Genomic DNA, 19,036 nt, shown 5'->3' with positions numbered 1-19,036 from the left:
CGGCCGCTCAGGCGGAGGCGCGACGCTTGCGAGCGTTGGCGCGGTGCAGGTGTGCGGGGCCGATCTGACCGTCGCGCAGCAACTCGAGACGCTCCTTGAGGATGTCCTCGAGCTCCTTCTCCGAGCGCCGCTCGAGCAGCATGTCCCAGTGGGTGCGGACCGGCTTCTCGGCCTTGACGACCTTCTCGATCCCGTCGGTGCTCAGCGCCTCGGCGCCGCACCGGGGGCACTCCCACACGGCTGGGATCTCCGCCTCGATGGACATGGTGATCTCGAACGCGTGTCCCTCGGGGCAGCGGTAGCCGACCTGCTGACGAGCAGCGAACTCGATTCCGCGCTCGTCCTCGAAGCTCTGGCCTCCCAGGCGTGCACCACGCAATGTGCGCTCAGCCATGAGGCACCTCCCAGTCTGTGTTCCCCGTTGTGTCTGACGTCCCGGGGGGTTGGACGCTAGGCGCGACACACAAGTTGCACCGTCGGTGCATCCCGCACTCCCGAGAGGTTCAACGCTACCGGTAACCACACTGTTCCTGAAATTTCAATACATACCGAGAGTACGGCCCGCAACTGACTAGACAGCTACGGCCGGAAGGGGCGGTCAGAGATTGCGAGGCACGGTGTTGCCGGCCTCCTGGATGCCCTTCTCGGGGTCGACCTTGTAGAGCAGGATGCCGCCCACTAGGAAGAACAGGATCAGCGCGAAGATGGCGGGGCGGTAGGAGTCCGTGACCTGGTGGACGAGCCCGAACACCAGGGTGCCGAGCCAGCTGGTGCCCCGTTCGGCCGCCTGGTAGAGGGAGAAGTACTCCGCCTCCCGGCCGTGTGGGATCAGCTGGCTGAAGAACGAGCGGGACAGCGCCTGGGTGCCGCCGAGGACGAGCCCGATCGCTGCGGCCAGGGCCAGGAAGAGCCCGAGGTTCTTCTCGGGGAGGAAGAAGCCCGCGATGACGACCAGCATCCAGACGCCGAGTCCACCGAGGATCACCGTCCGGGCCCCGCGGCTCTCCGCGAGCCTGCCGAAGATCAGTGCGCCGAAGAAGGCGACGAACTGCACCAGCAGGATCGTGACGATCAGAACGGAGGTCTCGAAGCCCAGCTCCTTCTCGCCGTAGACCGAAGCGGAGACGATCACCGTCTGGATGCCGTCGTTGTAGAAGAGGTAGCCCACGAGGAAGGTCAGTGTCACCGGGTAGCTGCGCATGTCGCGCAGGGTGGTGAAGAGCTGTCCGAAGCTCTGCCGGACGAGCCCGCCCGACTCGGGCACCACCCCTCGGGGCTGGCGGTTGCGGATGCCTCGGTACGGGATGATCGTGAAGATCCCCCACCACGCCGCGGCGGACAGCAGGCTGATCCGGACCGCCATGGACGTGCTGAGCCCGAGGCTGTCGTGCAGGGTGACGATCGCCAGGTTGACGGCGAGCAGGAGGCCGCCGCCGAGGTAGCCCAGCGCCCAGCCCCGCGAGGACACCCGGTCACGCTCGTCGGGCTCGGCGATCTCGCAGAGGATGGCGTCGTAGACGACCAGCGACGACCCGAGGCAGATGTTCGCAGCGAACAGCAGGATCACCCCGAGCTGCCAGTTCTCGCCGGCGACGAAGAACATCAGGGCTGCGGACAGGCTGCCGGCCCAGGCGAAGCCGGCCATGATGTTCTTCTTGCGGGCGGACCGGTCGGCCGCCGCCCCCACGATCGGCAGCACGAGTGCGGACACGATGGTGGCGATCGTGAACACGTAGAACACCAGGGACCCGGGCGAGATACTGATCCCCAGGACGTCCAGGTGCTCGGAGCACTTGAGGCCCTTGTCCTCGTCGGTCACGAAGCCGCAGGCGGCCCGCTCGGCCACCGATGTCAGGTAGGGGGCGAACAGGACGGTCGCGACCACGGTCACGTAGGCGCTGTTCGCCCAGTCGTACCAGTACCAGGACCTCTGTTCCTTGGCTCGCTCGAGCGGCCCGAGATCCGCGATCCCCGCAGGGTCAGTGGTGGTCATGCGAATCCCTCCAGTCGCCGCGCTCGGTGAGCACGTGCTTCAACACATCCGTGCGGTCGGTGAAGATGCCATCGACCCCGCGGTCCAGTAGCTCCTGCATCTCGTCGGGGTCGTCGATCGTCCAGACGTGGACGGGGCGCCCCGCCGCGTGCGCCCGGCGCACCAGCCCCCGTGAGGCCACAGTCAGCCGCCCTCGGCGGTGTGGGATCTGAAGGGCCGCCACCGTACGACCGGTGAGCCGGTCGGCGAGCCGCCCGCTGGGCAGGAAGCGGAAAAGCACGATGTCGAACGCCGTCGCGGAGGTCGGCACCCGCCCCTGGGTGAGCCGGCGGAACTCGCGCAGGCGGCGGCGACTGAACGAGCCGACCAGCACCCGGTCCCAAGCCTCGCGCTCGGCGATGAACCCCGCGAGCGCCGCGGCCCCTCCGTCGGACTTCAGGTCGATGTTGAAGCGGGCCGCGGGGAACTCGTCGAAGAGCTGGGCCAGGGTGGGCACCTGCTCCCGGCCGCCCACCAGGGCCCGGCGTACCTCCTCGAAGGTCAGCTCCGAGATCGCCCCCTCCTGGTCGGTGACCCGGTCCAGGACGCTGTCGTGGAAGGCCAGCAGCACTCCGTCAGAGGTGACGTGGACGTCTGTCTCGAGGTAGTCGTAGCCGAGTGCGACGGCATGCTTGAACGCCGCCAGCGTGTTTTCCAAGCCCTCGATCTCAGGGTGGTAGGCACCGCCCCGGTGCGCGAACGCGAGCACGCCTCCCGGCGTGGCCCACTCACTCGCCGGCCTGGACGCCTCCCCAACCACGCTGTGCAGTATGTACCCGGCGCGGGTCCCCGGCGAGCAGCCACGACCGGGCTAGCCTCGGGGTATGCGCTGTCCCGTGTGCGAAGCCGAGATGGACGCCCGGCCGCTCGGCGACGGCGAGGTCAACAGCTGCCCTGCCGGTCACGGGGTGTTCCTGCGGCGCGCCGATCTCGGCAGCCTGGTCGAGGCGGAGTCCGACTGGCACCGGCATGCCGGCCAGCACACCCAGCCGCTGCCCCGCATCACCGCGGACATGACCGCACCGCCCCAGGGCAAGCCGCCGGCGCGGGCCTGGGTGGAGACCCTGTTCGGCTGAACCGGGCCGAAGCTCGCGCGCACCGAGCCGAGCATGGCCAGGCTCACGAGTAAGGGCTTGCGAGGCTAAATATCCCGGAACGGCTCGATGTTGGCCCCGAGCTCGTTGAGGCGCTCGGCGAGGTCCTCGTAGCCGCGGTGGATGACGTAGGTCGAGCGCAGGACCGATGTGCCCTTCGAGGCCAGCATCGCCAGCAGGATGACCACAGCGGGACGTAGTGCCGGCGGACAGACGATCTCGGTGCCGGAGAAGTGGGTCGGGCCCTCGATCATCACGCGGTGCGGGTCGAGCAGCTTGACCTGTCCGCCGAGCTTGTTGAGCTCGGTGAGGTAGATGGCGCGGTTCTCGTAGACCCAGTCGTGCAGCAGGGTCTGGCCCTCGGCGACCGCGGCGATCACCGCGAAGAACGGCAGGTTGTCGATGTTGAGGCCTGGGAACGGCATCGGGTGGATCTTGTCGAGCGGCGCGTGCAGGTCCGATGGGTGGGTCGTGAGGTCGACCAGCCGGGTGCTGCCGTTGCGGGCGACGTACTCCTCGGAGAGGGAGTAGCGGAAGCCCATCTCGCTGAGGGTCGCCAGCTCGATCTCGAGGAACTCGATCGGCACCCGCCGAATGGTGATCTCCGAGCGGGTCACGATGGCTGCGGCGAGCAGCGACATCGCCTCGATGGGGTCCTCGCTCGGGGCGTAGTCGACGTCCACGTCGATCTCCTCCAGCCCGGTGATCGTCAGCGTCGTGGTGCCGATGCCGTCGACCTGGACGCCGAGCTTGAGCAGGTAGAAGCAGAGGTCCTGGACCATGTAGTTGGAGGACGCGTTGCGGATGATCGTGGTGCCCGGGTGGAGCGCCGCCGCCATCAGGGCGTTCTCGGTGACGGTGTCGCCGCGCTCGGTGAGCACGATCGGCACCTGCGGCTCGATGGCCCGGTTGACCTGTGCGTGGTAGGAACCGTCGGTGGCCTTGACCTCGAGCCCGAAGGGGCGGAGCGCGTACATGTGCGGCTCGACGGTCCGGGTGCCGAGGTTGCAGCCGCCGGCGTAGGGCAGCTCGAACACGTCCGCACGGTGCAGGAGCGGCCCGAGGAACATGATGATCGAGCGGGTGCGGCGAGCCGCCTCCTCGTCGATGTGGGCGAGGTCGAGCTCCTTCGGAGGGACGATCTCCAGGTCTTCCTTGTTGTCGGGGTCGTCGCCGATCCAGCGGGTCTGGACGCCCAGGCTGTTGAGCACCTCGAGCAGCCGGTTGACCTCCTCGATCCGGGCGACCTTGCGCAGCGTGGTGCGGCCGCGGTTGAGCAGCGAGGCGCAGAGCAGCGCCACCCCGGCGTTCTTGGAGGTCTTGACGTCGATGCTGCCGGACAGCGTCGTGGGGCCGGTGACCCGGAGGTGCGTGGGACCGGCGCCGAGCGCGACGATCTCGGAGTCCAGGGCGGCGCCGATCCTCGCGAGCATCTCGAGCGAGAGGTTCTGGTGACCCTTCTCGATCCGGTTGATGGCGCTCTGGCTGGTCGACAGCAGCTCGGCCAGCTGGGCCTGGGTCAGCCCGCGGTGCTTGCGGGCATCACGGATGATGTTGCCGATCCGGCCCTTGTAGTCGCCCGTGTAGCCGGCAACCGGTCCGAGTTGCGTGTCACTCATGACAGCCACGGTAACTCACATGTGAGATAGCGCAACTCCGCCCGGCCTCGGGCGAGTCGGGCACGCGGGAGGAGCGGGGGAGCGGGGGAACGCCGGGATGCAAGGATCGAGGACATGCGCGCCACGACCATCCACGGGATCCGTGACGTCCGCCTCTCCGAGGTCGCCGAGCCCACGATCGAGGCACCGACCGACGCGATCATCAAGGTGACGGCCGCCTGCATCTGCGGCTCGGACCTGTGGCCCTACCGCGGGGAGAACGACATCACCCCCGGCGACACCATCGGTCACGAGTGCATCGGCGTGGTGGAGGAGGTGGGCGCCGAGGTGCGGGACTTCGCCCCAGGCGACTTCGTCATTGTGCCGTTCTGCCACAGCGACAACACCTGCCCGCACTGCCTGGCCGGGTTCCACTCAGCCTGCACCCACGCCAGCATGACGAGCAGCGGCCAGGCGGAGTACGCGCGCGTCGGCCAGGCTGACGGCAGCCTGGTGCGGACCGACGGCGTGCCCGACCGCGACCTTTTCCCGTCGCTGCTGACCCTCAGCGATGTCATGGCCACCGGCTGGCATGCGGCGGTCGCGTCCGGAGTGCGCCAGGGCGGCACGGCGGTGGTCGTGGGCGACGGCGCCGTCGGGCTGTGCGGCGTCCTGGCCGCCTCCGTCATGGGGGCCGAGACGATCATCGCCATGTCCCACCACGAGCCCCGCCAGAAGATCGCGACCGAGTTCGGTGCGACCCACGTCGTCGCCGAACGGGGCAGGGAGGGCGGCCAGGAGGTCAAGGAGATCACCGGGGGAGTGGGGGCGGACGCCGTCTTGGAGTGCGTCGGTACCGGCGACGCGATGGACCTGGCGTTCGCGGTCGCGCGGCCGGGCGCCACCGTCGGCTTCGTCGGCGTACCCCACGGCGTCGAGCTGCCGCTGCGTCGGATGTTCGCAAAGAACATCGGGCTCGCCGGCGGGATCGCCCCCGTGCGCCGCTACCTGCCGGAGCTGCTGGACCTGGTGACCGCTGGGCGGATCGACCCGGGGAAGGTGTTCGACCTGACCCTGCCGCTGGACGAGGTGGCGGAGGGCTACCGGGCGATGGACGAGCGCCGGGCGATCAAGGTCATGCTGGAGCCCTGAGAGTCAGGGCTGAGCGATCTGGGCCGGGCGGTCAGGCGACCACGAGCTCCTTCTCGCCGGGCATCAGGGCCGGGGCGCAGCTGCAGTTGGCGTCGCACGTCAGGAACCTGTGCATGGCGTGGCCGCAGCGCGGGCAGGGCATGTCGTGTGACAGGTGCTCCCGGTGGGTCTCAACGGTGTCCCACATGATCATCGGCCTCCCTCATGGCCTCGAACCCGAGAAATCAACGGTTCGTACTCACGACGGTAACGAGACATGTCCTCCGGCGCGGGGGAACGGCCGAACCCGAGGGCATGTCTGACCGAACGTCTGCCGGGAGGATGGCCCGAACGGGCCATCTGATACCTGGGGACGGGTGACGACCGGCCCCGGGGACTCCGGGGCATCCCCGGGCCACCCCTGGGGCCGGCCCCTGATGCTTCGGGGCTCCGGGGGTGATGGCCCTGATTCCCGAAGGGCCGTGACGCTGGTCGGCTGGAGCCATGACGTTGCTGCTGCCCGCACCGGTCGTCCTGCGGTCCAGGTCGGTGGCGTTCGCCGCCCAGCAAGCGGTCCTGCTGGCGGCTGCTATGGCGACGTACTTCATGGTCCGGAGCCTCACCGCGGGCAGTGCCACGGTCGCCGAGGGAAACGCGGACCTGCTCGTCGAGCTGGAGCGGTCGCTGGGCGTGTTCGTGGAACGCGACGTGCAGCGGTGGATGCTCGACGTCGACGGGGCGGCGACCGTCCTCAACGCGATCTACATCTGGGGGCACTGGCCGGTCATCGCCGCGGTCCTCGGCTGGCTCGCGTGGCGTCGCCGCGACGCGTTCGTGGTCTATCGCAACGCGCTTCTGGTCTCGGGGCTGGTGGGGATGGTCATCGTGGCGACGTTCCCCGTCGCGCCGCCGCGGCTCATGGACTTCGGGTTCCTGGACACGGTCACGATGCACTCCGAGGCCTACCGCGTCCTGCAGCCCCCGTCGTTCACCAACCAGTACGCCGCCATGCCCAGCTTCCACGTCGGTTGGGACCTGCTCATGGGCATCGCCCTAGTGCGGGAAGGCGGCCGCGCGTCGCTGCGGGTCGTGGGCACCGCCCTGCCGCTCCTGATGCTGATCGCAGTCGTGGGGACCGGCAACCACTACCTGGTCGACGCAGTGGTCGGCGACGCCATCGTGCTGGCGTCCCTGCGACTGGCCACGTGGCACCATCGGACCCGTGACCGGGACACCGTCGGACCGCCTGCGCGACCTGGCGATGCTCCGGCGGGTCCGCGACCGGATGGACCGGGAGTACGCCCAGCCGCTCGACGTCGAGTCGCTGGCCCGCGGGGTGCACGTCTCGGCGGGGCACCTGAGCCGGGAGTTCAAGAAGGCGTACGGCGAGTCGCCGTACTCCTACCTGATGACCCGCCGGATCGAGCGGGCCATGACCCTGCTCCGGCGTGGCGACCTGAGCGTCACCGAGGTGTGCTTCGCGGTCGGCTGCCAGTCGCTCGGGACGTTCAGCACCCGGTTTACCGAGCTGGTAGGGACGTCACCGAGCGCATACCGGAAGCAGGCGACGGCCGAGCTGGGCGCCCTTCCGTCGTGCGAGACCAAGAAGGTCACCAGACCGATCAGGAATCGAGAAGCAACCTCTGTGAGCCGCCCCTAGCGTGATGGCCATGGACATCAGCATTCACACCACGTTCCTCCCGCACGACGACCCCGAGGCCGCGCTCGCCTTCTACCGGGACGTCCTCGGCTTCGAGCTGCGCAACGACGTCGGCTTCCAGGGCATGCGCTGGCTGACCGTCGGCCCGCCCGGCCAGCCCGAGGTCAACATCGTCCTGCACCCACCGGGCGCCGACCCGGGGATCACCGAGGAGGAGCGCCGGACCATCGCCGAGATGATGGCCAAGGGCACCTACGCCAGCATCATGCTCTCCACGCCCGACCTGGACGGCACCTTCGAGCAGCTCCAGGGCCAGGACGTCGACATCGTGCAGGAGCCGATCGAGCAGGACTGGGGGATGCGTGACTGCGCCGTCCGCGACCCCGCCGGCAACATGGTCCGCATCCAGGAGGTGAAGTGACATGGCCTCGACCGTGCACAGCAAGCCGACCAAGACCATGACCTGTGCCCAGCTCGGCGGCGTCTGCGACCTGCCCCTCACGGGCGAGAGCGCCGACGAGGTGATCAAGCTGCAGGACCGACACCTCCGCGAGGCCGTCCGGGCCGGCGACGCCGCGCACGAGCCCGCCCACGAGGACATGAAGAACCGCTGGCGGCACCCCTTCAAGAACCTCGGTTGGTACCGGGACACCAAGCGCGCCTTCGCTGCGCTTCCGGAGGACTGCCCCCGAGCGCGCACGCGATCGATGACTCGACGGGTCCGTCCGGGTCAGTAGGCTCGCCGGCCTGGACGGACCCGGCAGGCAGCTGCCCGTCCGCACTCCCACACGCCCGAGAAGGACACGATGCCCGGCAAGACCACCGCCCACGAGGCTGACCGCCACGACACCATCTCCGTCCAGGGGGCGCGCGAGAACAACCTCAAGGACATCAGCGTCGAGCTGCCAAAACGGCGGCTGACGGCCTTCACCGGCGTGTCCGGGTCCGGCAAGAGCTCGCTGGTCTTCGACACGATCGCCGCGGAGTCGCAGCGGCTGATCAACGAGACCTACAGCGCGTTCGTGCAGGGCTTCATGCCGTCCCTGGCGCGGCCCGACGTGGACCGTCTCGAGGGGCTCACCACAGCGATCATCGTCGACCAGGAGCGGATGGGCGCCAACCCGCGGTCGACGGTCGGCACTGCCACCGACGCCAATGCGATGCTCCGGATCCTCTACAGCCGCATCGGCAATCCGCACGTCGGTCCGCCGACGGCGTATTCGTTCAACGTGCCCACCCGCAAGGCCAGCGGGGTCATGTCCACCGAGAAGAGCGGTGGGCGCGTCGAGAAGAACGTGGTGAGCCAGGCCGTCTACCTCGGCGGCATGTGCCCGCGCTGCGAGGGCATGGGCAACGTCAGCGACATCGACCTCACCGCGCTCTACGACGAGACGAAGTCGCTCAGCGAGGGAGCGCTCACGATTCCCGGCTACTCGATGGACGGGTGGTACGGCCGGCTCTTCGAGGGCGTCGGGCTGCCGATGGACAAGCCCATCGCCGAGTTCACCAAGAAGCAACTCGACACGATGCTCTACGCCGAGCCGACCAAGATCAAGGTCGAGGGCATCAACCTCACCTTCGACGGGATCATCCCAAAGATCCAGAAGTCGATGCTGTCCAAGGACCCCGAGGCCATGCAGCCGCACGTGCGGCGGTTCGTCGAGCGCGCGGTGACCTTCCAGACCTGCCCCGATTGCGAGGGCACGAGGCTGACCAAGGAGGTGCTCGCGTCCAAGATCAAGGGCAAGAACATCGCCGAGGTCTGCCGCATGCAGATCACCGACCTCGCCGAGTGGCTGCGCGGGGTGAAGGAACCCGGCGTCGCGCCGCTCCTCGCCGGGCTGCAGCACCTGCTGGACTCGTTCGAGGCCATCGGCCTGGGCTACCTCTCGCTCGACCGGCCCGCCGGAACCCTGAGCGGGGGAGAGTCGCAGAGGACCAAGATGATCCGGCACCTCGGCTCGTCGCTCACCGACGTCACCTACGTCTTCGACGAGCCCACGATCGGGCTGCATCCGCACGACATCGAGCGGATGAACCAGCTGCTGCTGCAGCTGCGCGACAAGGGCAACACCGTGCTGGTCGTCGAACACAAGCCCGAGACGATCGCGATCGCCGACCACGTCGTCGACCTCGGTCCCGGCGCGGGGACCGCCGGCGGGGAGATCGTCTTCGAGGGATCGTTCGACGAGCTGCGCAGGAGCAAGACGATCACCGGGCGGCACCTCGACGACCGGGTGGCCCTCAAGGCCGAGGTGCGGCAGCCCGCCGGCACGATCGAGGTGCGCAAGGCCACGACCAACAACCTGAAGAAGGTCGACGTCGACATCCCGACCGGCGTCCTGTGCGTCCTCACCGGGGTCGCCGGGTCCGGGAAGAGCTCACTGGTGCACGGCTCGGTGGCCGGGCGCGAGGGCGTCGTGGTCGTCGACCAGGGCGCGATCAAGGGCTCACGGCGCAGCAACCCCGCGACGTACACCGGGCTCCTCGAGCCCATCCGCAAGGCGTTCGCCAAGGCGACCGGCGAGAAGGCCGCACTGTTCAGCGCCAACTCCGAGGGCGCCTGCCCGGCGTGCAAGGGCGCCGGCGTCATCTTCACCGAGCTCGGCGTGATGGCCACCGTGGAGTCGACGTGCGAGGAGTGCGAGGGGAGACGCTTCCAGCCCGCGGTACTCGAGCACCGGTTCGGCGGCAAGAACATCGCCGAGGTCCTGGCCATGCCTGTCTCGGAGGCGCTCGAGTTTTTCGGTGAGGGCGAGGCGGCCACGCCCGCCGCGCACCGGATCCTCGAGCGGCTGCAGGACGTGGGGCTGAGTTATGTCAGTCTGGGTCAGTCGCTCACGACCCTCTCCGGAGGGGAGCGGCAGCGGCTCAAGCTGGCCGTCCAGATGGCCGACAAGGGCGACGTCTACATCCTCGACGAGCCGACCACCGGCCTGCACCTCGCGGACGTGGAGCAACTGCTCGGGCTGCTGGACCGATTGGTGGACGCCGGGAGGTCGGTGATCGTCATCGAGCACCACCAGGCGGTGATGGCGCACGCCGACTGGATCATCGACCTCGGCCCGGGCGCGGGTCATGACGGCGGACGGGTGGTCTTCGAGGGCACGCCGGCCGACCTGGTCGCATCCCGCTCCACCCTCACCGGCAAGCACCTCGCCGAGTACGCCGCGGGCTGACGGTCCACTCGTGCGTCAGGTCGCGCTGCGCGGCGTCGAGGGCGTCCGCCTGGTCCCGGAGTCGGCCTGCGGCGTCGGCGGGGCCGCCTGGGCACACCTCGCCGAGCTGCTCGTCGCACCGCCCCCCGCCCGACCCTCCGACTAGTGCCAGTTGCTGATCCGGACGTCGTTCGGCGCCGGCCGGCCCTCCCCACCCTCGAGCAGCCCCTTGAGGCTCATCAGGAACGTCGCCCACTTGGTGCTGCAGTGGGACATGAACTCCACGGGCTCCCGCCAGCCGGCATGCTGGAACAGGACGATCGTCCACTCGTCCTCCTGCCTGAGCTCGAAGCGGACCGTGGTGCCGACCCACTCCTCGGGACCGGCCACGACCTCCCAGAGCACGAGCTTGTCGGGCACGGCCTCCCGGACCGACATGTCGAATCCGCCCGGCTCGGGAGCCCCGGCGAACCGGAACCGGATCACGCCACCAGGGGCCGGGTCGCCCGTGGTGTCCTCGGTCCACCAGCCCGCCAGTCCCTCCAGCGTGGTCAGGGCCGTATAGACCTCGCCGATCGGCCTCGTGACTCCGACCCTGTGCAGGATGTCGACCATGGCAGTACCTCTTTCCTGTGTCGTCTGCCGGCCCTTCGGGCGCGGCTCATCGACGGCGCCACGGGCGTGACGTCGTTGGTGCGGGGGAGGCCTCAGTCCCCGGCGTTCTCCTCTGACCGTCGCTCGGAGCGCTGGATCGCCTCCGCGATTCCCTTGATGCGCTGCAGCCGGGCGTCCCAGCTCGTCCCGACCCTCGCCAGCTGGGCGATGGCCCGGGCCAGCTGCCTCTCGTCGACGTCGTAACGGCGTTCGCGTCCGGCGGGCGTGGCGTGGACCAGGCCGGCCCGGTCGAGCACGCCCAGGTGCTTCGCGACCGCCTGCCGGGTGACCGGCAGCTGTGCGCTCAGCGTGGTCGCGGTGCCGCCGCCCTCGGAGAGCAGCAGGTCGAGCATGCGGCGCCGGGTCGGGTCGCCGACGGCCGACCAGAGGTCGTCGTCGATGGCGACGGTCATGGCGTGGCGACCAACCGGTCGATGTAGGAGACGAGACGGGGGAGGAAGTGGTCCCAGCCGCTGACGTGGTCGTGGAACTGCTCCTCGAGCACGGCCGCCTCCCAGCCCTTCTCCCGGAACCCGGTCTCGCTGAAGCGAAGCAGAGTGCCGGTGCCCGACGGCTCGAGGTCGAACGTGACCAGCAGCGAGCTGCCCGGCCCCAGCGGTTGGTCGTCGTCGGCAACCCAACGGAAAGAGAACCTGCGCGGCGGGTCGGCCTCGACCACGGACAGCGGCTCACCCACGTCGCCGAAGCGGATCACACCGGTGCCGCCGGGGACCGGCTCGAGCTCGGCCTCGTCGGGCCACCACTCCCGCAGGTGCTCGGGGCGGCTCACCACCTCGTAGACGATTTCGGGCGCCGCCTGGATGTGGATCTCGCGCTCGATGCTGCCCAGCTCCATGTGCCGCTCCCTATGAATCGCAACCGATGGTTGCACAAACGTACGCCAGCGCGAACCAACGCGCAACCTCTAGTTGCGTATGGACTCGGCGCGTCGCCGATGATCTGGGTGGACCCCGCCCGATGGCCTCCCCGCGAGCAGGGACCATCCCCTGTCGATGAGTTGGTGCTTCCAGGCCGGTCCAAGCTCGTGACGACCCACGCACGGAAGGAAACCGCCATGTCGGAGCTTCTCGTCGACTTCATCACCTCCCTCGATGGATATGCCTCGGGGGAGGGATGGCCCGGGTTCTGGGGCCTCGAGGGACCGGAGTACCTCGCCTGGCTCGGTGAGCAGCCCGAGGTCACCTACCTGATGGGATCGAACACCTACCGCCTGATGTCGGGCTTCTCCGCCGGTGACGTGCCGGACGGCGCAGACGAGTTCAGGCCCGAGGAGGAGGCGTCCCTCGACGAGCTCACGCAGGCGTCCAAGGTGGTGTTCTCCTCGTCACTCGAAGACCCACTGACGTGGGCCAACTCCACGCTCGTCCGCGACGACGCTGTCGAAGCGGTCCGCGCCATGAAGGCCACCAGCTCGGGCCTCCTCAGCACCCTGGGCAGCCTCAGCCTGGCCAGGTCCCTGCTGCGAGCCGGGCTCGTCGACCGCTTCCGGGTCGTGATGTTCCCGGTGATCACCGGGGCCACGGGTGCGGAACGCATCTACGACGGCTATCCGGACGTCGCGCTCGAGATGACCGATCAACGCACCTTCGACGGCCGCATCCAGCTGGTCGAGTACAAGCCCAGCGTGCTCGAGCACCCGCCGCTCGGCGCCCCCAGCTGAACCTGCAAGTGGCGGTTGAGGCGTCTTCTACTCCCGTCGCTTATCGCCGATAAGCGACATTATGTCAGTTAGTGCAGGTACAACCCTGCGGTGGCCCCACGACCGAGAGGCTAGAGATCGGCGGTGCGCAGCGCGAAGGCGTTGACGATCGCTGCCGTGAGCTCGCGTTCCTGGCGCTCGAAGAGGAACCCAAGGTGGCGGCCCAGCGCGGTCTTGTCGATGGTGATGATGTTGTCGCAGCTGACGACGCACGCCTGGTCCAGCCCGTTTGCAGGCCCGAGGGACACCTCGGTGCTGAGGCCTTTGATGGTCGAGGTGATCGGAGCGACGGTGACCCGGCGCATGGCGGCACGCACCGGCTCGCGTGTCAGCACCACGACCGGACGCGCCTTGTCGAGGTGCGCGATGTGAATGTCGCGCATCACTCGTCGATCAGCGAGTGGCCGACCAGGTCGTCGAAGTCGTCGTAGTCGCCCGTCTCCTCCAGGATCCGCGCATCCTCTTCGCCCCTCAGCTGCTGCTGGTAGAGGTTCAGCGCGCGAACGACGACCGCGGCGCGTGACCCGGCGCCGTCGCGCACCAGGCCGTCGACGTACTCGACGAGCTCATCGGGCAGGCGCACGCCGATTTGGGTGGTCATACCGATATGGTATCAGTTTGGGAGTCGTTCCACGGGTGTCTGACGCGGTCTCGCGACGGACCTCAGGACGGCTGGGGGCCGGTCCCGGCGAGGTCGAGCGTCGTCACGATCGCCGGGTGGTCGGAGGCGACCCGGACCTGTCGGTGGCTCACGACCTCGACGCCGTCGGGATAGAAGACGTACATCACCGCGCTGTCCTTGGCGTAGCCGTAGCCGGCCGCCGACAACCTGGCAGCTGCGGTCCAGGCTCCCTCGCGGCCGTGCGTGTTCATGTCGCCACCGACGATGACCGGCCCGTGGGCGGCCAGGGTGCGCACCGTCTGGACCAGGACGTCCATCCCGACGCCGTACTGCTGGGCCCGTGACATCCGCGGGCGACCGTGCTGGCCCGGGTAGCGCGCGGGGTTGGTCATCATGTGGGTCGAGACCACCGACACGATCGCGCCGTCCGGGCGCTGGAGCATGGCCCAGGTGGCGTAGCGGTCCCAGATGAAGGGCTTGCCCAGCCGGAAGCCCCGGTCGTCGTCGACCAGCTTCACCCGTCCGGCATCGATGAGCGACCAGTCTGCTGCGCGCCACATCACCACGTTGTTCATCGACTGCGACCCGCCGCCCTGGGTGCCGTCGGGGCGCTCGTCGCGGTAGGCGTCGTAGCCCGGCGCCATGGCCCGCAGCTCGTCGGTGTCGTGCCGGCTGACCTCGTTGAGCATGACGAAGTCCGGCCCGTCGGAGACCAGGGTGCGCATCGACCCCGCGAACGGCCCGTCGCCGGTCCGGTTGGGGATGTTGGCCACCGCAGTGGTGACCGTGCCGGTCACGGCGGGGCCTACCGGTGCCTCGACCGCGGTCAGCGGTCCGAGGGCGAACCCGGTGCCCACCCGCCCGGTGCTGGGTGGTGCCAGCACCGGCTCCGGCTCCACGGGCTTCTGGGGCCGTGGTTTCCGGAGCAGCACCTGGCCCTTCACGACCTGCTGCGGGACGGCGGGCGTGCTGATCTCGGCGGCGGGCGGCGCGGCGGCCGAGGGTCCCGCGTCCTGACCGTCCTCCGGCTCGGGACCCAGAGCGTCGTGGAGGAGGAGGCCTCCCAGCAGGAGCACAGTCACGACCCCGGCGACCGGGCGCAGCAGGCCGAGTCCGGCTCTGGACCTCGAGTGCTCCCCCACATCGTCGAGCGTAACGAGGGCGCCCGTGACCCGGGCCGTATCCGGTGAGACCTCGGCCGACCTGCGCAGCCGGGGATCAGCGGTGCCGGACCGCGACCAGCACCCCGATCTTGTCGATCCGGTGCTCCGGGTTGTCGAACTCGTCGGCCCAGTAGTTGCCCGCGGCGTGATCCTCCTGGGTGGCACAGGTCGACAACGTGATCATCGCCCTGGTGGGTGGGACACCCGGTCGTCCCGGGACCGGCGCCCGCTGCGCTCTCAGGGAGGCGGCTGACCGGAACGAGGTCACCCGGGTCCGGGTGACCAGGTAGACATAACGTGATGTGGCTCCCCCGGGCTCGGGTACGTCGACGACGACCCGTTCGCCTCGACGGACGTCGGGCAGGAACTCGAAGGCGCGGGTGGACGACGTCCGGTGGGCGGTCACCTGGTAGTTGCCGACGCCTCCGGGACCGACCCCTCCTCGTGGCCCGTGCGGACTGGCCGCCCTGCCGCCGTTCTGGATCTCCGTCCCCGGGGCGTCGTCGGTCCAGCCGACGTACGGAACGACGAGGACCCGTACGTCGATGGACGGAATCGACAGGACGGCCCGACGGGGTCGGCCGTCGCTGGGGGTCGGGCCGGCCGGCTCCGCCCCGGAAGGCGACATGGGGTTCGGGACGGGAACCGGCACACTGCTCGGCGCGGGAGCTGCTCCCGTGGACTTGGCCGCGGTCGTGGGTGTCGGGTCCGCCCGCGGCCCGGCCATCGCCGCGCAGCCCTGAACGGCAAGAGCCAAGGCGAGGCCCGCGACGACCCGGACGATCACCTCACCAGCATGACGCGCGGGTGGGCATCTGCCGGTGGGTCGGCCCCTGGATCGTGGCGAGAGGCTACTCACCTGGCATCGACCAAGGCGGGCTCTAGCCTGGCCGGGTGCCTGCACCCACGCCGTACCTCCAGGTCGATCTCGGCCGGATGCGTCGCAACGTGCGCGCGGCGGCCGAGCGCGCGAGCGTCGCCAAGGTCGCGCTGCGCCCGCACGCCAAGACGCACAAGAGCGTCGAGATCGCCCGGCTGCAGCTGGCCTCCGGAGCGGCCGGGCTGACCGTCGCCACCCTCGGCGAGGCGGAGGTCTTCGTCCGGCACGACTGCGACGACGTGTTCATCGCCTACCCCCTGTGGCTCGACGACCGAGCCGCCGGGCGGCTCCGCGACCTGTCCGAGCGCGCCACCATCGCCTTCGGGGTCGACTCGGTCGAGGCGGCCGCCAACGCCGGGCGGCTGCTGGGCGGGACCGGCATCGACGTCCTCGTCGAGGTCGACAGCGGCCAGCACCGCACCGGGTGTGCGCCCGCTGACGCCGGCGCCGTCGCGGCCGTGGCGGCGCGCGCAGGCCTGCGGGTGCGCGGTGTCTTCACCTTTCCCGGTCACGCCTACTCCCCCGGCGGACGTGCGAGCGCGGCGGGCGACGAGAGCCGCGCGCTGGCGGCGGCTCGGGACTCGATGCAGGCCCAGGGGCTCGAAGTGAGGGTCGTCAGCGGTGGCTCGACCCCGAGCCTGTGGGAGACCGACACCGGCACCGTCGACGAGCTGCGTCCCGGCGTCTACGTCTTCGGGGACGCTCAGCAGTGGGAGCTGGGTGCCATGCCTCGTGAGGACATCGCGCTGACCGCCGTCGCCACTGTGGTGAGCCACGCGGGTGGCCGGGCCGTCCTCGATGCGGGCAGCAAGGTTCTGGGCGCCGACCGGGCGGCGTACGCCACCGGCTACGGGCGGCTGCTCGACCAGCCCGCAGCCCGCATCGTCACGCTGTCCGAGCACCACGCGGTGGTCGACCTCGCCGGCGCCCCACTCCCCCGCCTCGGTGAGCCCGTCAAGGTCGTCCCCAACCACGTCTGCGCCGCGGTCAACCTGGTCGACAGCCTGTGGGTGGAGGAACACGGGACATTGCGCGCGTGGCCGGTCTCCGCACGCGGGCGCAACAGCTGAGTCACGCTGATCTAGCCTTTGCCCCATGTCTCGCCGCCTGATCGCTCTGCCCGCCGCGATGCTCGCGCTCACGTTCCTCGCCGGCTGTGGCGACGACGACAAGGCGACCGATGACGGCTCCGGCGAGGGCACGTCGGCCGGAGTCGCGCCGGACCGCCAGCCCACGGGCGTCACCTGCGACTACCCGGAGGACGGCACCGAGCCCGCCAAGGAGGTCGAGCCGCCTCCCGCCGACGCCACCGTCAGCGGTGAGGTTCCGGTGACCTTCGACACGAGCGTCGGCACGTTCAACGCGACGCTGGACGCCGACACCACGCCGTGCACCGCCAACTCGTTCGTGTCGTTGGCCGATCAGGGCTACTTCGACGACACCCAGTGCCACCGGATGACGACCGAGGGCATCTACGTCCTCCAGTGCGGCGACCCGACGGCGTCCGGCAGGGGCGGCCCCGGTTACTCCTTCGCCGACGAGCTCAGCGGCGAGGAGACCTACGGCGCCGGCACGCTGGCGATGGCGAACGCCGGCCCCAACACCAACGGCTCGCAGTTCTTCATCGTCTACGAGGAAACGCCCCTGCCCCCCAGCTACACGGTGTTCGGCAGCGTCGACGAGGCCACTGTCGAGCTGCTCAGGGACGTCGCGGAGGACGGGACGACGCCGGAGTTCGACGGCACGCCCAACACCGCGGTCGACATCGAGTCGGTCGCCGCCGGGTAGGAGACGTCACAGCGGGAAGGTCACGCCGCTCAGGCGCTCGGACTCGGCCCACAACGCCTTGGCGAGATCCGGGTCGAGCGCCCGGTCGCTGCGGCCCACGGGGGCCGGCCACCCGATCATCTCGCCCAGCCGGTGCGGCCCGAGGTAGGTGTTGCCCGGGACGTCCATGGTGGCGGCGTAGAGCGTCGGCAACGCGCCCTGCCACGCCGGCATCCCCACCAGTCGGTGTCCGTACTTGCCCACCATCTTCTTCGGCCAGCTCGCCGAGCCGGACGTGATCTGGGTCGAGGTCGTGCCGGGGTGCGCCCCAGTCACCCGCAGGGTCGAGCCGGCAGCGGTGAGACGGCGCTGCAGCTCGGCGAGGAAGAGCAGGTTGGCGAGCTTGGAGGCGCCGTACGCCGCGTAGCCGCTGTATCGCCGGCGCTCCCAGGTCAGGTCGTCGAGGTCGAGATCGCCGGACCGGTGCGAGGCCGAGCCGACGACGACGACCCGGTCCGTCAGCCGCGGGAGCAGGAGGTTGGCGAGCGCGAAGTGGCCGAGATGGTTGGTGGCGAAGTGCATCTCGACGCCGTCGGGCGACAGACCGAAGGGCAGGCCCAGCACCCCGGCATTGTTGATGAGCACGTCCACCGGGCCGGCGGCGTCTGCGAAGGCCCGCACCGAGGCGAGATCGGCGACATCGAGGGCAGCCACCTCGACATCGCCCGACATCTGGTCCGCTGCGGCCCTGCCCTTGTCGAGGTTGCGCACAGCGAGGACGACCTGCGCACCGGCCGCAGCGAGTGCCTTGGCGGTCTCCAAGCCGATCCCGCTGCTGGCACCGGTCACCACGAACCGTCGTCCGTCCTGCCTGGGCACCTCGCGCCAGGGCTTCACCCGAGGCATCAGCTCGGGAGCGCGCCGGCTCGGTAGCTGACCGGCTCGCCGAGGGCGACCGTCCGGCCCACCGTGCACAGCCGGTCCTGGATCTGCTGCAGCGTGCGGGGCACCACCTCGCGTGCCTGGTCGCCGGTCTCGCCGTCGGGGAACGCCACGTCCAGGGTCACCGACAGCTGGACGAGGTGGCTCCCCTGCTCGTCACGCACCTTGTGGCCCTCGGCGCGGGCGGCGAACGACGTGAACGGCGCGCGCTTCTTGGTCACCCACTCCAGGTCGATCGCGCCGCAGCCCGCCAGCGCCGCCAGCAGTAGCTCCACCGGTGTGAAGTCCGGATCCTCGCCCTGGCCGATCGGCAGGACGCCACCTCGGACGTTGGTCGCCTTGAAGCGACCCTCCCCCATGATGGTGAGGTCGACGGTGCGCAAGGTGCCGGGCGGCGGATGCTCACTCATGGGCACAGACTGCCAGAGCATCCGGGCCCGGCGACGCGGCCTCAGGCGGTCTTGCGGCGAAGCGCCCGAGCGGCTCGCCGCTGCTGGTGGCGGGCGAGCTCCACGGTCCGGACCAACGCGAGGTCCTGGTGCGTGTGAACTCGTCCCTCGACGATCCCGCGGGCCAGGTACAGCTGCGTGGTCATGGAGACTCATCCTCGTTTCT

25 protein-coding genes and 1 pseudogene are annotated in these 19,036 nt (G+C 69.8%); 11 read left to right on the top strand and 15 right to left on the bottom strand.

Annotation, left to right across the window (positions count from 1 at the left end; genetic code table 11):
- Positions 1-7 precede the first annotated feature (7 nt).
- The 3 genes from ACYVC6_RS18715 to ACYVC6_RS18705 all read right to left on the bottom strand — a co-directional run bounded on the left by ACYVC6_RS18715 (position 8) and on the right by ACYVC6_RS18705 (position 2,792).
- A complete protein-coding gene (locus ACYVC6_RS18715) occupies positions 8-394 on the bottom strand; it encodes an RNA polymerase-binding protein RbpA (RefSeq protein ID WP_460715968.1) in 387 nt (128 codons plus the stop codon).
- Between the two features lie 204 nt (positions 395-598).
- Entirely contained in the window at positions 599-1,993 is a 1,395-nt protein-coding gene (locus ACYVC6_RS18710; protein WP_460715967.1) for an MFS transporter, read from the bottom strand.
- Positions 1,980-2,792: a glycerophosphodiester phosphodiesterase family protein gene (locus ACYVC6_RS18705; RefSeq protein ID WP_460715966.1), complete on the bottom strand. Its 813-nt coding sequence runs from the start codon at positions 2,790-2,792 to the stop codon at positions 1,980-1,982. The genes ACYVC6_RS18710 and ACYVC6_RS18705 overlap by 14 nt, the downstream gene beginning before the upstream one ends.
- A 64-nt stretch (positions 2,793-2,856) precedes the next feature.
- Here ACYVC6_RS18705 and ACYVC6_RS18700 point away from each other — a divergent pair, with 64 nt between their 5' ends.
- On the top strand, positions 2,857-3,108 hold the full coding sequence (locus tag ACYVC6_RS18700) for a zf-TFIIB domain-containing protein (RefSeq protein ID WP_460715965.1): 252 nt from the start codon (positions 2,857-2,859) through the stop codon (positions 3,106-3,108).
- A gap of 65 nt (positions 3,109-3,173) precedes the next feature.
- Here ACYVC6_RS18700 and ACYVC6_RS18695 read toward each other — a convergent pair whose 3' ends face one another.
- Positions 3,174-4,745 carry a UDP-N-acetylglucosamine 1-carboxyvinyltransferase gene (locus tag ACYVC6_RS18695; RefSeq protein WP_460715964.1) on the bottom strand — a complete coding sequence of 524 codons (1,572 nt, stop codon included), beginning with the start codon at positions 4,743-4,745 and terminating at the stop codon, positions 3,174-3,176.
- Between the two features lie 114 nt (positions 4,746-4,859).
- Between ACYVC6_RS18695 and ACYVC6_RS18690 the strand changes: the two genes are divergently transcribed.
- Entirely contained in the window at positions 4,860-5,876 is a 1,017-nt protein-coding gene (locus tag ACYVC6_RS18690) for a zinc-dependent alcohol dehydrogenase family protein (protein ID WP_460715963.1), read from the top strand.
- A 31-nt stretch (positions 5,877-5,907) separates the two neighbouring features.
- On the opposite strand, the gene ACYVC6_RS18685 is transcribed toward ACYVC6_RS18690, so the two are convergent.
- Positions 5,908-6,063 carry a hypothetical protein gene (locus ACYVC6_RS18685; protein ID WP_460715962.1) on the bottom strand — a complete coding sequence of 52 codons (156 nt, stop codon included), beginning with the start codon at positions 6,061-6,063 and terminating at the stop codon, positions 5,908-5,910.
- A gap of 296 nt (positions 6,064-6,359) precedes the next feature.
- Between ACYVC6_RS18685 and ACYVC6_RS18680 the strand changes: the two are divergent.
- From ACYVC6_RS18680 to ACYVC6_RS18655, 6 genes and pseudogenes are all read left to right on the top strand, one after another.
- Positions 6,360-7,037: pseudogene (locus ACYVC6_RS18680) on the top strand (phosphatase PAP2 family protein); the annotation flags it as partial.
- 79 nt (positions 7,038-7,116) lie between these two features.
- The gene (locus ACYVC6_RS18675) at positions 7,117-7,515 is read left to right on the top strand and encodes a helix-turn-helix transcriptional regulator (protein ID WP_460716515.1); all 399 of its coding nucleotides are present in this window, start codon (positions 7,117-7,119) and stop codon (positions 7,513-7,515) included.
- Between the two features lie 10 nt (positions 7,516-7,525).
- Positions 7,526-7,936 (top strand): VOC family protein, encoded by a 411-nt coding sequence (locus ACYVC6_RS18670; RefSeq protein ID WP_460715961.1) that lies wholly within the window; start codon positions 7,526-7,528, stop codon positions 7,934-7,936.
- A 1-nt stretch (position 7,937) separates the two neighbouring features.
- Positions 7,938-8,252, top strand: coding sequence for a hypothetical protein (locus ACYVC6_RS18665; RefSeq protein WP_460715960.1), 315 nt, complete (start codon positions 7,938-7,940; stop codon positions 8,250-8,252).
- Between the two features lie 69 nt (positions 8,253-8,321).
- Positions 8,322-10,694 carry an ATP-binding cassette domain-containing protein gene (locus ACYVC6_RS18660; protein ID WP_460715959.1) on the top strand — a complete coding sequence of 791 codons (2,373 nt, stop codon included), beginning with the start codon at positions 8,322-8,324 and terminating at the stop codon, positions 10,692-10,694.
- 10 nt (positions 10,695-10,704) lie between these two features.
- Positions 10,705-10,839 (top strand): hypothetical protein, encoded by a 135-nt coding sequence (locus ACYVC6_RS18655; RefSeq protein WP_460715958.1) that lies wholly within the window; start codon positions 10,705-10,707, stop codon positions 10,837-10,839.
- Here the strand turns inward: ACYVC6_RS18655 and ACYVC6_RS18650 are convergent.
- The 3 genes from ACYVC6_RS18650 to ACYVC6_RS18640 form a co-directional block, all read right to left on the bottom strand.
- The gene (locus tag ACYVC6_RS18650; protein ID WP_460715957.1) at positions 10,836-11,288 is read right to left on the bottom strand and encodes an SRPBCC family protein; all 453 of its coding nucleotides are present in this window, start codon (positions 11,286-11,288) and stop codon (positions 10,836-10,838) included. The genes ACYVC6_RS18655 and ACYVC6_RS18650 overlap by 4 nt on opposite strands.
- 92 nt (positions 11,289-11,380) lie before the next feature.
- Positions 11,381-11,740, bottom strand: coding sequence for an ArsR/SmtB family transcription factor (locus ACYVC6_RS18645; protein WP_460715956.1), 360 nt, complete (start codon positions 11,738-11,740; stop codon positions 11,381-11,383).
- A complete protein-coding gene (locus tag ACYVC6_RS18640; protein ID WP_460715955.1) occupies positions 11,737-12,183 on the bottom strand; it encodes an SRPBCC domain-containing protein in 447 nt (148 codons plus the stop codon). Before ACYVC6_RS18640 ends, ACYVC6_RS18645 begins: the two co-directional genes overlap by 4 nt.
- Before the next feature lie 219 nt (positions 12,184-12,402).
- Between ACYVC6_RS18640 and ACYVC6_RS18635 the strand changes: the two genes are divergently transcribed.
- Complete coding sequence (locus ACYVC6_RS18635) at positions 12,403-13,008, top strand: dihydrofolate reductase family protein (RefSeq protein WP_460715954.1); 606 nt, start codon at positions 12,403-12,405, stop codon at positions 13,006-13,008.
- Positions 13,009-13,118: 110 nt separating this feature from the next.
- On the opposite strand, the gene ACYVC6_RS18630 is transcribed toward ACYVC6_RS18635, so the two are convergent.
- The 4 genes from ACYVC6_RS18630 to ACYVC6_RS18615 all read right to left on the bottom strand — a co-directional run bounded on the left by ACYVC6_RS18630 (position 13,119) and on the right by ACYVC6_RS18615 (position 15,619).
- Positions 13,119-13,430: a type II toxin-antitoxin system PemK/MazF family toxin gene (locus ACYVC6_RS18630; RefSeq protein WP_460715953.1), complete on the bottom strand. Its 312-nt coding sequence runs from the start codon at positions 13,428-13,430 to the stop codon at positions 13,119-13,121.
- Positions 13,430-13,648, bottom strand: a complete 219-nt coding sequence (locus tag ACYVC6_RS18625) for a YlcI/YnfO family protein (RefSeq protein ID WP_460715952.1) — start codon at positions 13,646-13,648, stop codon at positions 13,430-13,432. Before ACYVC6_RS18625 ends, ACYVC6_RS18630 begins: the two co-directional genes overlap by 1 nt.
- A 62-nt stretch (positions 13,649-13,710) precedes the next feature.
- Positions 13,711-14,811, bottom strand: a complete 1,101-nt coding sequence (locus tag ACYVC6_RS18620; RefSeq protein WP_460715950.1) for an exonuclease/endonuclease/phosphatase family protein — start codon at positions 14,809-14,811, stop codon at positions 13,711-13,713.
- Positions 14,812-14,887: 76 nt separating this feature from the next.
- Entirely contained in the window at positions 14,888-15,619 is a 732-nt protein-coding gene (locus tag ACYVC6_RS18615) for a sortase domain-containing protein (RefSeq protein WP_460715949.1), read from the bottom strand.
- 107 nt (positions 15,620-15,726) lie between these two features.
- Here ACYVC6_RS18615 and ACYVC6_RS18610 point away from each other — a divergent pair, with 107 nt between their 5' ends.
- Together ACYVC6_RS18610 and ACYVC6_RS18605 are read left to right on the top strand one after the other, a co-directional pair.
- Positions 15,727-16,782 carry an alanine racemase gene (locus tag ACYVC6_RS18610; protein ID WP_460715947.1) on the top strand — a complete coding sequence of 352 codons (1,056 nt, stop codon included), beginning with the start codon at positions 15,727-15,729 and terminating at the stop codon, positions 16,780-16,782.
- Between the two features lie 25 nt (positions 16,783-16,807).
- Positions 16,808-17,500, top strand: coding sequence for a peptidylprolyl isomerase (locus ACYVC6_RS18605; RefSeq protein WP_460715946.1), 693 nt, complete (start codon positions 16,808-16,810; stop codon positions 17,498-17,500).
- 6 nt (positions 17,501-17,506) lie between these two features.
- Here the strand turns inward: ACYVC6_RS18605 and ACYVC6_RS18600 are convergent, their stop codons facing one another.
- Genes ACYVC6_RS18600 through ACYVC6_RS18590 form a run of 3 tightly spaced genes read right to left on the bottom strand, consistent with a single transcriptional unit; the run spans position 17,507 to position 19,016 of the window.
- On the bottom strand, positions 17,507-18,385 hold the full coding sequence (locus tag ACYVC6_RS18600; RefSeq protein WP_460715945.1) for an oxidoreductase: 879 nt from the start codon (positions 18,383-18,385) through the stop codon (positions 17,507-17,509).
- Positions 18,385-18,831: an OsmC family protein gene (locus ACYVC6_RS18595; RefSeq protein WP_460715944.1), complete on the bottom strand. Its 447-nt coding sequence runs from the start codon at positions 18,829-18,831 to the stop codon at positions 18,385-18,387. The genes ACYVC6_RS18600 and ACYVC6_RS18595 overlap by 1 nt, the downstream gene beginning before the upstream one ends.
- Before the next feature lie 41 nt (positions 18,832-18,872).
- A complete protein-coding gene (locus tag ACYVC6_RS18590; protein WP_460715943.1) occupies positions 18,873-19,016 on the bottom strand; it encodes a hypothetical protein in 144 nt (47 codons plus the stop codon).
- Between the last annotated feature and the right edge of the window lie 20 nt (positions 19,017-19,036).

The sequence above is a fragment of the Nocardioides dilutus genome, from assembly GCF_054779555.1.
Note: the sequence above shows the minus strand (reverse complement) of the source record. Positions and strands in the feature narration are given on the sequence as shown.

Bases quoted from the DNA above. Each gene is read 5' to 3' on its own strand.
- ACYVC6_RS18715 (WP_460715968.1), bottom strand. From the start codon at position 394: ATGGCTGAGCGCACATTGCGTGGTGCACGCCTGGGAGGCCAGAGCTTC.
- ACYVC6_RS18710 (WP_460715967.1), bottom strand. From the start codon at position 1,993: ATGACCACCACTGACCCTGCGGGGATCGCGGATCTCGGGCCGCTCGAG.
- ACYVC6_RS18700 (WP_460715965.1), top strand. From the start codon at position 2,857: ATGCGCTGTCCCGTGTGCGAAGCCGAGATGGACGCCCGGCCGCTCGGC.
- ACYVC6_RS18695 (WP_460715964.1), bottom strand. From the start codon at position 4,745: ATGAGTGACACGCAACTCGGACCGGTTGCCGGCTACACGGGCGACTAC.
- ACYVC6_RS18690 (WP_460715963.1), top strand. From the start codon at position 4,860: ATGCGCGCCACGACCATCCACGGGATCCGTGACGTCCGCCTCTCCGAG.
- ACYVC6_RS18685 (WP_460715962.1), bottom strand. From the start codon at position 6,063: ATGTGGGACACCGTTGAGACCCACCGGGAGCACCTGTCACACGACATG.
- ACYVC6_RS18675 (WP_460716515.1), top strand. From the start codon at position 7,117: ATGCTCCGGCGGGTCCGCGACCGGATGGACCGGGAGTACGCCCAGCCG.
- ACYVC6_RS18670 (WP_460715961.1), top strand. From the start codon at position 7,526: ATGGACATCAGCATTCACACCACGTTCCTCCCGCACGACGACCCCGAG.
- ACYVC6_RS18665 (WP_460715960.1), top strand. From the start codon at position 7,938: ATGGCCTCGACCGTGCACAGCAAGCCGACCAAGACCATGACCTGTGCC.
- ACYVC6_RS18660 (WP_460715959.1), top strand. From the start codon at position 8,322: ATGCCCGGCAAGACCACCGCCCACGAGGCTGACCGCCACGACACCATC.
- ACYVC6_RS18650 (WP_460715957.1), bottom strand. From the start codon at position 11,288: ATGGTCGACATCCTGCACAGGGTCGGAGTCACGAGGCCGATCGGCGAG.
- ACYVC6_RS18645 (WP_460715956.1), bottom strand. From the start codon at position 11,740: ATGACCGTCGCCATCGACGACGACCTCTGGTCGGCCGTCGGCGACCCG.
- ACYVC6_RS18640 (WP_460715955.1), bottom strand. From the start codon at position 12,183: ATGGAGCTGGGCAGCATCGAGCGCGAGATCCACATCCAGGCGGCGCCC.
- ACYVC6_RS18635 (WP_460715954.1), top strand. From the start codon at position 12,403: ATGTCGGAGCTTCTCGTCGACTTCATCACCTCCCTCGATGGATATGCC.
- ACYVC6_RS18630 (WP_460715953.1), bottom strand. From the start codon at position 13,430: ATGCGCGACATTCACATCGCGCACCTCGACAAGGCGCGTCCGGTCGTG.
- ACYVC6_RS18625 (WP_460715952.1), bottom strand. From the start codon at position 13,648: ATGACCACCCAAATCGGCGTGCGCCTGCCCGATGAGCTCGTCGAGTAC.
- ACYVC6_RS18605 (WP_460715946.1), top strand. From the start codon at position 16,808: ATGTCTCGCCGCCTGATCGCTCTGCCCGCCGCGATGCTCGCGCTCACG.
- ACYVC6_RS18600 (WP_460715945.1), bottom strand. From the start codon at position 18,385: ATGCCTCGGGTGAAGCCCTGGCGCGAGGTGCCCAGGCAGGACGGACGA.
- ACYVC6_RS18595 (WP_460715944.1), bottom strand. From the start codon at position 18,831: ATGAGTGAGCATCCGCCGCCCGGCACCTTGCGCACCGTCGACCTCACC.
- ACYVC6_RS18590 (WP_460715943.1), bottom strand. From the start codon at position 19,016: ATGACCACGCAGCTGTACCTGGCCCGCGGGATCGTCGAGGGACGAGTT.